Here is a 13,694-nt window from a genome sequence, read left to right on the forward strand (position 1 = left end):
ATGCTTTTCATGTCATTACTGACATCCGACCTTCGCCGTGGAAAAGAACGGGCCGGTTCTGCTGACGTTATACCGAGAACCGGCCCGGACCAATGTCCAAGGTTTTGCGTGTCAGAAGGGGTATTTCTCGGCCTCTATCACCGCCTGGGCCAGGATCCGTTTGTCCTGGAGTAATCCCGTTGGCTGGTAGCGGGTGAATCGCCGGACTGCCCCCAGGAGAACGGTCAGGGGGTCACCCTCCTCGCAGTAGAAAGCTGCCTTGCGGGCGGCGGTGGCGGTCTTCTCGTTGGCGCCGAAGCAAAAGCTGCGTACGGCTGCGGTAACGGCGCGTCCCTTGGCCTCGCTCAGGCGCGGCAGGATCTTGTCGGCGCGCAGCATCACGCTTTCCATGGCGAAAATATTGATGACAACGTCGGCTAACGCCATGAGAATTTCCTGCTCGTCCTTGATGGCCGCTTGATACTTCTGTGCAGCCGACCCCGCCACCACCAGGAACAGTTGCTTGAGTCCCGCAAGAAGGGCCTTCTCCGCAGCGAAGGGGACGCTGTCGTCGGGCTCCTCGAAGGATGGCGTGGTGAGGGCGTCAAGTGCCTTCATCGCTTCGCGCTGCAGCGGGATCTCCCCTTTCAGGGCACGGGTAAGCAGGGTGCCCGGTATGAGTAGCCGGTTGATTTCGTTGGTACCTTCGAAGATGCGGTTGATGCGCTCGTCGCGGTAGTAGCGCTCGGCGGGGTACTCCTGGATGAAGCCGTAGCCGCCGTGGATCTGGACCACCTGGTCCGCCACGAAAGCGAGCATCTCGGAGCAGAACACCTTGGCGATGGCGCACTCCATGGCGTATTCCTCGATCCCCTTTTGGTAGGCGTCGTAGTAGTTCGGAGTCTCCTTGGGAATGGTGGCGAGCCGGTCGTCGATGAGCCCGGCCAGGCGGTATACCAGTGACTCCGAGGCGAAGATTTCGGCGGCCATGTCGGCCAGCTTTTCCTGGATGGCGCCGAAGGAGGCGATGGTGCGGCCGAACTGCTTTCTCAGCACCGCGTATTTCACACCGTCGGCCAGGGCGAACTTGGCGGATCCGGTGACTGCGGCCCCCAGCTTGAAGCGGCCGATATTGAGCACATTGAAGGCGATCTTGTGCCCCTTGCCGATCTCGCCCAGCACGTTCTCCACCGGCACCTTGACGTTGTCGAGGATGACCTGGGTGGTCGAGGAGCCCTTGATGCCCAGCTTCTTTTCCTCCGGCCCGACGCTCACCCCTTCCATGGTCCGCTCCACCAGGAAGGCAGTGAAATTCTCGCGGTCCACCTTGGCGAAGACGGTGTAGAGGTTGGCGATGGAGCCGTTGGTAGTGAACTGCTTGGTGCCGTTGAGGATGTAGTGGCTGCCGTCGGCTGAGAGCGTAGCGCTTGCCTTGGCGCCCAGGGCGTCGCTCCCGGAGTCTGGCTCGGTGAGGCAGTAGGCCGCGACCCACTCGCCGCTGGTCAGCTTTTCCAGGTAGCGCGCTTTCTGCTCCTCCGTGCCGTAGTAAACCAGGGGCAAGGTGCCGATGCCGCTGTGGGCGGCATAGGCGACCGAGAACGAGCCCGAGCCCGAGATCTTTTCTGCCGCTAGCATGCTGGTCGCCTTGTCCAGTTCCAGCCCGCCGTATTCCTCGGGGACGTCGATCATCAACAGGCCCAGTTCGCCGCAGCGTCGCAGCAACTGAACCACCTTGTCGAAGTTCTGGTGCTCGATCTCTTCGCGCGCCGGGATGACCTCGTTGGCCACGAACTGTTCGGTGGTCGCGCCTATTTGGCGCTGCTCGTCACTGAAATCCTCGGGGACGAACACCTCGTCCTTGCCGGTCTCCGTGATCAGGAACTCCGCTCCTTTGAATATCCTTGCTGCCATGACACACCTCGCTAGTTGTAGTGGAACGCGTTGCCCGGTCTCAGACCAGCTCGAAAATACCCGCCGCGCCCATGCCGCCGCCGATGCACATGGTGACCATGCCGTAGCGCTTACCGCGGCGCCGCATCTCGTGCAACAGGCTGGCGGTCAGCTTGGTACCGGTGCATCCCAGCGGGTGCCCAAGCGCGATGGCGCCGCCGTTGACGTTGACCCGGGCCGGATCGAGCCCCAGTTCGCCAAGGCAGGCAAGCGTCTGCACGGCGAAGGCCTCGTTGAACTCGACCAGTTCGACCTGGTCCTGGGCCAGCCCCGCCATCTTCAGCGCCGCCGGGATGGCCTCCACCGGGCCGATGCCCATGATTTCGGGGGGGACCCCCTTTACCGCGAACGAGACGAAGCGCGCCAGGGGCTTCATGCCGGTTCGCTTCAGGAACTCCTCCGAAACCACCAGCGCCGCTGCGGCGCCGTCAGTCATCTGCGAGGAGTTGCCCGCGGTAACGGTGCCGTCGGCCTTGAAGGCTGGCTTTAGCTTGGCCAGGGCCTCCAACGTGGTATCGCCGCGCACGCCGTCATCGGCATCGACCAGTTCCTCAAGGCACTGCATCTTACCTTTTTGCAGCGCGCAGTGCTGTGCCGGCACCGGTACCGTTTCTTCGGCGAATGTCCCCTGTGCCAGGGCACGTGCGGCTTTTTGGTGGCTCGCCAGTGCGAAAGCGTCTTGGTCCTCACGGGAGATGCCGTACTTCTGCACCAGCCGCTCCGCCGTGATGCCCATGGAGGCGTAGGTCTCGGGCCAGGAACTCACGAGGCCAGGGTTGGCGCTGTATTTGTTACCACCCATGGGGATCATGGACATGCTTTCGGTTCCCCCGGCGATGATGCAGTCGGCAAATCCTGCCATGATGCGGTCTGCCGCCGAGGCGATGGTTTGCAGGCCGGACGAACAGAAGCGGTTCACGGTCATGCAGGGGACCTGGTATGGCAAGCCTGCCTTGAAGGCGGCGATGCGGGCCACGTTCATCCCTTGCTCCCCTTCCGGGAAGGCGCAGCCGATGATGACATCCTCGACAAGAGCCGGGTCCAGGCCGGTCCGCACGATAAGCCCCTTGATGGCTATAGCGGCCAGGTCGTCGGGACGGATGTCCTTGAGTTTCCCCTTGTAGGCCTTGGTGGCCGGTGTGCGTACGGCTTCTACGATATATGCTGCTCGCATAGCGTTGCTCCTTTGCTGTTTTCGCTTCTACAGGCGGCGGGTTACTTCCCCCTCCCCGACCCTCCCCCTCCTGGGGAGGGAGCGTGAACCGCTCACCCTGGCCAGGGGGGGAGCTGATGGCGCTTCCCCTGCCCTGCCCTAATTCCTGAGCGGCTTCCCTTTCTTCAGCATGTGCTGGATGCGCTCCTGGGTCTTCTTCTGGCCGCAGAACTTGAGGAAGGTTTCCCGCTCAAGGTCCAGCAGGTATTCTTCGCTGATGATCGTTCCGGCCGGGACATCCCCGCCGGTAATGACGTCGGCGATCCCTGCGGCGAGGTAGTGATCATAGGCGGAGATGAAGCCCCCCTGCTCCAGGTTCCAGAGCTGGGTCTTGATGCTGGCGGCGATACTGCGTCCCGGCGCCTTGACCGCGGTCTCGGGTCTGCCGGGCCGGTAGTTCGCCGCGAGGGAAATGGCCTTAAGTTTCGCGTCGAAGATGCGGCGGTCCAGGGCAAGGGTGATACCGTCGCCGGGGCGCATGAGCCCCATCGCCATTAGTTCTGTGGCGGAACTGCTCATCTTGGCCATGGCGATGTTCTGGTAGTTCTTCAGCAGAAACGGCGTGACGTCGGCGCCGTTGGCCTCGGCAAGCCGAATGGCACGGAGCGCCATTTCCTTGGTACCGCCGCCGGCCGGAATCAGCCCGACCCCGATTTCCACCAGTCCCATGTAGGTCTCAGCGTGGGCGTTGATGGCATCGGCGTGCAGGCAGGTCTCGCACCCGCCTCCCATTACAAGGTTGTGCGGTGCGGCCACCACCGGGATCCGGGAATACTTGATTGCCATCATGGCGCGCTGGAACGATTTCACGGTGAGGTTCAGGTCGTCCCAGGCGCCTTCGGCGCAGGCCATGGCAATCAGCATCAGGTTGGCTCCGGCCGAGAAGAGGCTTCCCTCGTTGGCGATCACCATCCCGAGGCCGTCGGACTCGCTGCGACGCAGCCCCTTCTGGATCATGGCCAGCGTGTAGCCGCCGATGGTGTTCATCTTGGAATGGAATTCCAGGCAGAAGATGCCGTCGCCGATGTCGATAAGCGAGGCGGCTGCGTTATGTTCCACCACGCCGCCGGCGCTTTTGAGCAGGGTGAGCGAGACCTGTCCGCGGTTGAGTGCCACCTCCCTGAACTTTTTGTCGGTGATGCTGTAGTAGTAGCGTTTCCCCTGCTCCAGGCGATAGAAGCTCTCCACATCGCGCAGCCACTGCGGCAGGGCAACGCCGTCGCGGTCGGCGCGGGCCACGAAGGAGGTGACGCCCAGAGCGTCCAGCAGTTCGAACGGGCCGAGGTCCCAGTTGTAGCCCCACTTCATGGCGTTGTCGACGTTGACCACGTCATCTGCTATCTCCGGAATCCGCTTGGCCGTGTAGATCAGGGTGTCGCGTAATGTCCTCCAGGCGAATTCGGCCGCCTTATCGTTACCTTGCAACAGCGCCTTCACCCGTGCGCCCGGATCGTCGATCTGCTTAACTGCCCCGACCGAAGCGAACTTCGGAGAGACACACTCGCGATAGGCGCCGTTCTCGGGGTCGTAGCAGAACTTGACGCTGTGACCGTCCACCGTTTCTCGCTTGAAGAAGCCCCCCTTCCCTTTCTTGCCGGTAAGTCCCTCGGCGACCATGCGCCGCGTGCTTTCAGGCACCCGGAACAACTCCCGCTCGTCATCGTCGCCGAGCAACTGGTAGCTGTTATCCATGACCCGCACCACCGTGTCGATCCCCACCAGGTCCCACAGGGCGAATGTGCCGGTCTTGGGCCTGGCCATGGCCTGCCCGGTGACAACGTCGACTTCCTCCACGGTAAGTCCCATATCCACCATGTGGCGCCAGGTGGCGGCACCGGCGTAGGTGCCGATGCGGTTGGCGATGAAGTTTGGGGTGTCCTTGGCGAACACCACCCCCTTGCCCAGCCGCTTGTCCATGAAGGCGGCCATGCTGCGCAGCAGGTTGGGATCGGTCTCGCTGCAGGGGACCATCTCCATGAGACGCATGTAGCGCGGCGGATTGAAGAAGTGGGTCACCATGAAGCGGCGCCTGAGCGCGGCAGGAAGCGCCTGCGCCAGTTCGTTGACCGAGAGGCCGCTGGTGTTGGTGGAGAGGATGGCGTCTTCACCGAGGTTGGGAACCACCGTTTCCTGGAAGAGACGCTTCTTCACCTCGAGGTTTTCCAGCACCACCTCGATGACCCAGTCGCACTCCTTGAGGCGGTGACTGTCGTCGTCGAAGTTGCCGGATTCGATCCACGCAGCGTACTCCGATGCATAGAACGCGGCGGGCTTACTCTTGGCCAGGGCTGCCAGCGCCCTATCAGCGATCTGGTTGCGCTGCGCCTTGTCCTCTGCGGCCGCACCCTTGGCCGTTTCCGGCACCACGTCCAGCAGGAGGACTTCTATACCCGCGTTGGCTAGATGCGCCGCGATGGCCGCTCCCATGACGCCCGCACCCAGAACGCCAACCCTCTTTATCTGTTTCATCACAACCTCCGGCTCCGGACGCGGCCTCAGTTCTCCGCGACGGTATACATCCGCTCTATCTTATCCTTATAACGTTCAGAAATCACCCGTCTTTTCACCTTCAAGGTCGGGGTGAGCTCCCCCGCCTCGATGGTGAAGTCGCGCGGCAGCAGCACGAACTGCTTGATGGTCTCGTAGTGGGCCAGTTCGGCGTTGATTGCATCGACTCGCTGCCGGTACAACTCGAGGACAGGCTCGTGCACCACCAGTTCCTCGAGGTCGTTGTACACGATCTTCTTCTCCTGGGTGAACTCCAGAAGTTTCTCAAGAGTCGGCACGAGCAGTGCAGTCAGGTAGGGGCGCTTGTCCCCGTAGACGTAGGCCTGGGAGATGTACTTGTCCCTTTTCAGCAGGTTCTCAATGGGCTGCGGCGCGATGTTCTTGCCGCCGGCGGTGACGATCAGGTCCTTCTTGCGGTCCGTGATCACCACGAAGCCATCATCGAGGCGCCCGATGTCGCCGGTCTTGAGCCAGCCGTCGCTGAAAGCGTCACGGGTCGCGGTTTCGTCGTTGTAGTAGCCGAGCATAACCTGCGGCCCGCGCACCAGCAGTTCGCCGTCCTCGGCCACTCGAAACTCGGTTTCCTCGAGCGGCGTGCCCACGCTGCCGAAGCGCAACTGCTCGAAGGTGTTGTTGCAAAGGACGGGGCTGGTTTCGGTGAGCCCGTATCCCTCTAGGATCGGAACCCCGATGCTCCAGAAGAACTCGTTGATCTCGCTATCGAGCGGAGCACCACCACTGGAGCAGAACTTGAGGTTGTTGCCGAAACGCTGGCGCAGCTTCCTGAACACCAACCGGTCCACGACTGCGTGCTGCAGCGCGAGCCACAGCGGTACCTTTTTCTCGATGTACCGAGCATGGACGTACCTGCGCCCGATGGCCAGCACCGTCCTGAACAGCTTCCTCTTGTACAGGGACAGCTGGTGCACATGTTCGTAGATGCGCGAGTGGATCTTCTCGAACAGCCTGGGGACGCAGACCATGATGGTGGGCTGGATCTCCAGCATATTCTCTGCAATCTTCTCGATGCTGTCGGCGTAGGCGATCATCCCCCCGGTGGCGATGGGGAGGTAGTAGCCGGTGCAGCGCTCCAGCACGTGGCTGAGCGGCAGAAAACTCAGGAAGACTTCTCCCTCCTCGACTGACGCCTTGTCTATGGTGGCGAAGGCGTCAAAGAGAAGGTTGTAGTGCGAGAGCATCACCCCTTTGGGGATACCGGTGGTCCCCGAGGTGTAGATGATGGTCATCAGCGACTCCGGCTCGATGGAGTCGATGACCGCGAACAGCTCCTGACGCTCCTGGTCGGTAATCGGATCGTCGATCTCGGAGAGTTGGTAGAAAGTGGTGAGCGGCAGCGCGGGCTCCCCGAGAAAGCGCTCGAAGGAGACCACCAGCTGCACCATAGGGATGGCGTCCTTGATCTTTAAGAGTTTGCGGTACTGCCATTTGCCGGAGATGAAGACGATGCGGGCATCACTATGGTTCAGGGTGTATTCGACCTGCTCTGGCGAGTTGGTAGCGTACACCGGGACGGTAACCGCGCCGGCGCAGAGGATCCCCATGTCGGCAATGGCCCAGCCGACACGGTTCTCGGAGAGGATGGCCACCTTGTCACCCGGCTTGATGCCGAGCTTGCGCAGGCCGCGCGCCACCATGAGGGCGCGATTGAAGAACTGGGAGTAACTAAGAGTGACCCAGTTGCCCTGCTTTCTGTACTTCACCGCCGACTGCGTGTCCAGCCGGGTCGCTTGGTGCCGTAGCAGGTCTGGTATGGATCGAAATGGCACCTTTTCCACGACAAGCTCCAATCAGGACAGAAGAAAATGTGTCTCTGTACTTAAAAGATAGTGCATGAGACAAATAATACAAGAGTGAGGCAGACTCATTGTCAAAATAGACTACCACTGAGGGAAACTTGGTAATTCAAAGACTGATGTAACCTGTTGCACAGGAATAGTTTGACACGCTACAAACCGATCAATATTATCGCGACGACTGAATAGCCAGGCCTGCTGGGAAAGAAATCGGGCTTTGAACCTGTGTCCTTAAACCTGATTCATCCTTCAGTAGGCGATAAACGGTAAAAATATACTGTCACGCAAGGAGTTAGCTGTGATCGAATCGATGATGTCGGAAATGGAAGCTGCGTTCTGCAAAGGAGTCTTCGATAAGGAAACTGTCTTTCGGTTCTACCTGGAACAGGAAACCGTCACCATCGCGGTCGGTCCCGATGGGTATCGTGCGGTCAGGGGGGCGACGCCGGAGCCGGTCGACTGCGAGTGCAGCACCAGCGCCGAGATGTTCAGAAAGATCTGGTACGACCGTTACCGCCCCGGGATCATGGATTTCCTGGGCGGCGCGATCCGGTGCGACAATCCCTTACTGCTGCCCGGCTTCCTGAAGGCCTTCGGCCGCTAGTTGTTACAGCAGCAATGCTCCCCCGGTCGCCGTCCGGGGCAGCATTCCCTCGAACTCCGCCGCAGGCACCGGCCGGCCGATCAGGTCCCCTTGCACCTCGTCGCAGCCGTAGTTCTGCATGAGCTCCAGTTGTTCCGGCCGTTCCACCCCTACCGCATTCACCCTGAGCTTAAGGCTGTGCGACATGCAGATCATTGCGGTCACCACGTCCAGGTTGTCCGGATTGTGGAGGTCCCTGATAAAACTGCGGTCGATCTTCAGCTTGGCGATGGGAAGCTGCCTGATCCGCTGCAGCGAGGATGACCCGGCGCCGAAGTCGTCTACCGAGAAAGCCACTCCCGCCTCGGTGAGGCGCAGCATGTTCTGCCGCGAACCCCCCCCATTGTCCATGATGGCGCGCTCCGGGATGTCGATCTGCAAGGTACCCGCGCCAACGCCGGTGTCCGACAGGGCGGCGAGCGTCTGCTCGAGAAAATGGGGTTGGTGGAACTCGCGGGTGGAGAGGTTCACCGCCAGCGAGAGATCGTATCCCTTTTGTTGCCAGGTTTTCACCTGCGCCAGGGCCTGGTGGATGACCCACTCCCCGATGGGGACGATGACGCCGCTTTCCTCGGCGACGGTGATGAACTGGTCCGGCAGCAGCAGCCCACGGTCGGGATGGTGCCAGCGCAAGAGCGCCTCCGCCGCGATGATGCGCCCGTTGCCCAGGTTCAAGAGCGGCTGGTAGAGCAGTTCCAGTTCGCCTCTGTCCACGGCCTGGCGCAGTTGCCGCTCCAGGTTCTGGCGGTTCACGGTGCGCGCGTTGATCTCGCTGTTGTAGAACAGGTAGCTGTTGCCCCGGTTCTGCTTCGCAGCGTACATGGCGCCGTCGGCCTTTTGCAGCAACTCCTCCGAACTGTCGCCGTCGGCGGGGAACATGCTGATGCCGACGCTGGTTCCCACCTTCACCTCGACCCCTTCCAGCCGAAACGGCGCCTGGAACACCCCCATGATCTTGGTCACCACGGTAGCGACGTCGTCGGCCTGCGCCAGGTCCGGCATGAGCACGTTGAACTCGTCGCCGCCGATGCGTGCCACGGTGTCCGACTCGCGCACGCAGGCTTTCAGCCTCTGCGCCACTGACTGCAGCAACAGGTCGCCTGCCGCGTGACCCAGCGTGTCGTTGATCTGCTTGAAATGGTCCAAGTCCATGAAGAGCACTGCCAGGTGCTTGCGATTGCGCCGCGCCTGGGCGAGCTCCAGGGCGAGGAAGTCCATGAAGAGCTTGCGGTTAGGGAGGTCGGTCAGTGGGTCGTGCTGGGCCTGGTGCTTGATCACCTGTTCCAGCCGCTTGCGCTCGCTGATGTCCTTGAACAGGGTGAGCAGGAAGGGACTGCCGTCCATCTCGATGCTGTCGGCCGACACCAGCCCCTCCAGCTCCTGCCCCGACTTAGCCCTGATGCGCACCTCGAAATCGCGCACGGCCCCTTTCTGCGCTAACTCGACCAGCAGCGTCCCGGCCTGCGCCGGGTCGAGCCAGAGCCCGAGCTCGTCGCTGCTGCACCCGATCACCTCGTCCCTGTCGTAGCCCAGCACCTTGAGAAACGCCTCGTTCACTTCCACCAGCTTGCCGTTGGCAAGGTTCGCGATGCTCAACAGGTCAGGTGTGGCCTGGAAGATGGTGGAGAAACGCCGCTCCGACGCACGCAGCGCCGCAAGCTGCTGGGCCACCAGCCGCCGCAGCGTGATCTTTTCACCGACCCGGTCCAGTACCCGAAACAGTTCCGGGTAGTTGACCGGCTTCAGGATGTAGTGGTCCATTCCGATTTCAATGGCGTTCATCAGGTAGGCGGTCTCGCTGTGGGCGGTGACTGCGACGATAGTGGCATCGGGGTTGAGCTGCTTGATCTCGCGGGCCATGGCGATGCCGTTCATCTGGGGCATGTTGATGTCGGTCACCACTAGGTCCGGCTGGTACTGGCGGTACAGCTCCAGCCCCGCCCTGCCGTCGTCGGCCGAATAGATCCTGATCCCGGGGTAATTGAGGGAAAGCATCCTGGCGAGCATCTCACGCGACTCGATCTCGTCCTCGACCAAAAGCAGGGAGACGTCGCTGAAACGTAGTCGGGGTTGTTCCATCGGTCACACCTCAATGCAGAAGCGGGCACCCTGTTCCGTGTTGCTGACGGTAAGGGTCCCTTTCATGTTCTTTTCGACGATGGTCTTGGACATGAACAGACCGATGCCGGTCCCCTTGTCGGGCCCCTTGGTGGTGAAATACGGATCGAAAACCTTCTCGATGATGTCGGCGGGTATGCCTCCAGCGTTATCCTCTACGCAGAGCACGGTCTTGCCGTGCTGCCGGCGCAGCCGCACCTCGATCTTCGGTTCTGCCACCTTGCGCTCCAGAAGCACGTCCTTGGCGTTCATCAAGATATTGACCAGCACCTGTGAGTATTCGTTGGGGGAGCCGAAAATCTCCGCCTCGGGGTCGGCTTCCACGTCGAAGGTGATCTTGGCGGCGGTGAAGGCTGCCTGTAGGATGGCGAGGGTCTGTTCCAGGATGGCTGCTGCCAGGAATCGCTGCTTTTCCTTCTCCGGTCCGAAGAAGTTGCGGAAACCGTCAATGGTCTGCGACATGTAGTTGATGACCTGCATGGCACGGGAGACGCTGTTTTCCAGGTACTGCTTGGTTAACAGCCCTTGCTCGCAAAAGCTGGGCAGTTCCTGGACGATGAGCCCCAGGGTGTTCAGCGGCTGGCGCCACTGGTGGGCTATGTTGCCAATCATCTCACCCATGGCCGCCAGCCGCCCCTGGCGGATCAGCAACTGCTCCTGGCGTCGCAGCTCTTCCACGGCGCGTAACCGCTCGGTCATCTCCTCCCTGAGCGCCTCCTGGGCCAGCACGCTGTCGGTGATGTTAAGGCAGGCCCCCACCAGCCTGAGTGGCGTGCCGTGCTCGTCGTAGGAGACGCGGGCGCGCATGCTAAGCCAGTTGACCCTGCCGTCGGGCGGCGTGGTGCGGTACTCGGCGCTGTAGAGCCCGGTGCCGGTGGTGCTCCTGGCATCCTTCACAATCTGCTCCAGCCGTTCCCGGTCTTCGGGGTGCACCATCCGCAGCACGGTTTCGAGGTCTACATCGGTTTCTTGATTCAAGCCGTAGTGCTGTTTGGCTATGGGGGACCAGTCTCCCTTGCCGGTCTGCAGGCTGACATCGAAGATGCCCAATCCGGTGGCCTCGACGGCGAGTTTCAACCTCGCTTCGCTCGCCTTGAGCGCCTGCTCGGCGCGTTTCAGGTCAGTCAGGTCCACCGCAAAACCGATTCCCTCGGCGGTCGAGTCGGCCATCCTCGCCATGGCGGTGAGTGCTGCTACGGGTTCCTTGCTGTTGCGCCTGATGAACACCTTCTGGTAGGTCTTGCTGATGCCGCGGGTGATGGTTTCGTCCATGGCGGCCCGGTCTTTGGCGTGCTCCTCGGGAGGGGTGACGTCGGCCAAGCTCAAGGTCCCGCCTCGACACTCCTGTCCGCTGTAACCGACCAACTCGCAGTAGGCGTCGTTGGCGTCGGTGATGAACCCGTCCCGGTTCCAGAAGAAGATGGCACTCAGGCTCGACTCGTAGAGCCAGCGGAACCTAGTCTCGCTGGCGCGCAGTTTTTCCTGGGTCTCGCGCAAGTCGTTGATGTCGGTCGCCGTGCCGTACCACTTGACCACCCTCCCCTCCTCGTCACGTTGGGGAACGGCGCGGGCCAGGTGCCAGCGGTAATCGTCACCGTGGTGCTTGATGCGCTGCTCTATCTGGTAGATCTCCCCGGTGGCCACAGCATGGCTCCACGCCTGGGCGGTCCTCTCCCGGTCGCCGGGGTAGATGCAGTCGGTTATCAGGCTTGCAGGATTACCCTTGGTCTGCACCAGGATGCAGCGCTTGACGCCGGTGTAGTTCTCGAAGTGGGCATTGAGGTAGTCCAGGTTGCCGTCGGGGTTGGCGGTCCAGACGATCTGCGGCATGGAGTCGGCCAGGTTGCGGAAGCGCTGGGCGGAGCGGCGCAGCTCCTCCTCGTTGGACCTGCGCTTGGTGATGTCGAAGATGACGCCGATAAAGCGGCAGGACGTCTCCTCGCACCAGAACCGCCCCATCACACTCACCCATACCACTGCATGGTCGTCCGCCCTGAAGATGCGATGCTCCGAAGTGAACAGATCGTGCTCCGTGCAAGCGCGATCGAGCTCGGCCATGACCCGGTCCTTGTCCTCGGGATGGATCCGGCCCTGCCACATGGACAGTGTAGCCAGGGCACTTTGCCCTTCGGGTGCGGGGTAGCCGAGCACGACAAAGTGGTGCCTGGACCAGATGCCTTGCCCGCTGGCGGTGTCCATGTCGCAGGAACCCATTTGGGCCGCGTCCAGGGCCAGCTGGAGCCGCTCTTCGCTCTCCCGGAGGGCCTTGGCGGCGCTTCTGCTCTCAGTGATGTCGGTGAGGGCGGCCAGCCCCGAAATGATGTTGCCAGTGATGTCGCGCAGCGGCGTCGCGTTGACCTGCACGAAGCCGCGGGTGCCGTCGCCGCGCAGGATCTGGTATTCTTCGGCCAGAACGGTCTCGCCCTCCTTGATGGCCCGCACCAGCGGGTACTTTTGCGCGGGAAGCGGTGCCCCGTCCGGCGTGTACATCCTCCAGCGGCAGTGATCCGCCGCGTTCTCCACCTCGTCCACGTCGTCGCGGAAGATCGCGCGGTTCAACTCGTTTTGGTACACCACCTTGCCGGACGGTGCCTCGGCGATGATGACCCCTACCGGAAGTTGTTCGACCACCGCCTCGAAGCGCGCCTGCTGAAAGGCAAGTTCCTTCATCATGACTTCACGCTCGGCGTCCGCCGCCTTGCGCTGGGAGACGTCGCGGGCGATGATCTGGACGGCGGGAATGCCCTGGTACTCAATCCGGGTCGAGGAGCTTTCCATGAACAGCTCCTTGCCGTCCAGACGCAGCAACCTGAACTCCAGCGTCGAGGGGTCCTCACCCATCATGACCGCGTCGATGCTCTGCTGCATCGCCTTGCGGTCTCCCGGGTAGATAAGTTCCAGCACGGTATGCTCCTGCAGTTGTGCGAGGTTCCACGCACCGTAGGTGCCAAGCGCCGCGCAGTTGGCGTAGAGGAAGGCGCCGTCGCGGTGCACCAGCACCGCGTCCGGGGCCATCTCGACCAAGGCGCGGTAGTAGCGCTCGCTCTCACGCAGCAGCCGTTCCTTCTGGACCCGTTCCGCGTTTTCGCGTGCGATGATGGATATGCCGGTGAGGATACCTGCGGCGTCGAAGATGGGGGACAGGGTGAGGGAGACCTGGACTTCGCGTCCCCCCTTGGCGAGGCGCACCGTCTCCATGTTGCGGATTTGCCCCCCCGCCAGGACCTTGCGGGTGATCTGTTCCAGCTCATCGAGGCGGTCGGCGGGAACAAGTATGCGGATGTTTTCTCCGACGACCTCCTCAGCTTGGTAGCCGTAGAGATCTTGGGCGGCCTGGTTCCAACTGGTGATGATGCCGTCGGGGGTTTTGCTGAGGATGGCGTCGTTGGAGGAATCAACGATGGCCGCCAGAAGCGCCATGGCGATTTCCTTGTCCTCAGCCTGAATTGCCCCGGGTCTTCCTGTCATG

7 protein-coding genes are annotated in these 13,694 nt (G+C 61.8%); 1 reads left to right on the forward strand and 6 read right to left on the reverse strand.

Going from position 1 to position 13,694, the window contains the following annotated elements:
- Positions 1 to 111: 111 nt before the first annotated feature.
- The 4 genes from K7R21_RS05660 to K7R21_RS05675 form a co-directional block, all read right to left on the reverse strand.
- Positions 112 to 1,890: an acyl-CoA dehydrogenase family protein gene (locus K7R21_RS05660; RefSeq protein ID WP_224982304.1), complete on the reverse strand. Its 1,779-nt coding sequence runs from the start codon at positions 1,888 to 1,890 to the stop codon at positions 112 to 114.
- A gap of 40 nt (positions 1,891 to 1,930) precedes the next feature.
- Complete coding sequence (locus K7R21_RS05665) at positions 1,931 to 3,103, reverse strand: thiolase family protein (protein ID WP_224982305.1); 1,173 nt, start codon at positions 3,101 to 3,103, stop codon at positions 1,931 to 1,933.
- 138 nt (positions 3,104 to 3,241) lie between these two features.
- The gene (locus K7R21_RS05670) at positions 3,242 to 5,611 is read right to left on the reverse strand and encodes a 3-hydroxyacyl-CoA dehydrogenase/enoyl-CoA hydratase family protein (RefSeq protein WP_224982306.1); all 2,370 of its coding nucleotides are present in this window, start codon (positions 5,609 to 5,611) and stop codon (positions 3,242 to 3,244) included.
- A 26-nt stretch (positions 5,612 to 5,637) separates the two neighbouring features.
- Positions 5,638 to 7,446 carry an AMP-dependent synthetase/ligase gene (locus K7R21_RS05675; protein ID WP_224982307.1) on the reverse strand — a complete coding sequence of 603 codons (1,809 nt, stop codon included), beginning with the start codon at positions 7,444 to 7,446 and terminating at the stop codon, positions 5,638 to 5,640.
- A gap of 316 nt (positions 7,447 to 7,762) precedes the next feature.
- On the opposite strand from K7R21_RS05675, the gene K7R21_RS05680 reads away from it, so the two are divergent.
- A complete protein-coding gene (locus K7R21_RS05680; RefSeq protein WP_224982308.1) occupies positions 7,763 to 8,068 on the forward strand; it encodes a hypothetical protein in 306 nt (101 codons plus the stop codon).
- A gap of 3 nt (positions 8,069 to 8,071) precedes the next feature.
- On the opposite strand, the gene K7R21_RS05685 is transcribed toward K7R21_RS05680, so the two are convergent.
- Together K7R21_RS05685 and K7R21_RS05690 are read right to left on the reverse strand one after the other, a co-directional pair.
- Positions 8,072 to 10,186 (reverse strand): EAL domain-containing protein, encoded by a 2,115-nt coding sequence (locus K7R21_RS05685; protein ID WP_224982309.1) that lies wholly within the window; start codon positions 10,184 to 10,186, stop codon positions 8,072 to 8,074.
- A 3-nt stretch (positions 10,187 to 10,189) separates the two neighbouring features.
- A complete protein-coding gene (locus K7R21_RS05690) occupies positions 10,190 to 13,693 on the reverse strand; it encodes a PAS domain-containing sensor histidine kinase (RefSeq protein WP_224982310.1) in 3,504 nt (1,167 codons plus the stop codon).
- Between the last annotated feature and the right edge of the window lies 1 nt (position 13,694).

This window comes from Geomonas agri, from assembly GCF_020179605.1.
GTDB classification, from domain to species: Bacteria; Desulfobacterota; Desulfuromonadia; order Geobacterales; family Geobacteraceae; genus Geomonas; species Geomonas agri.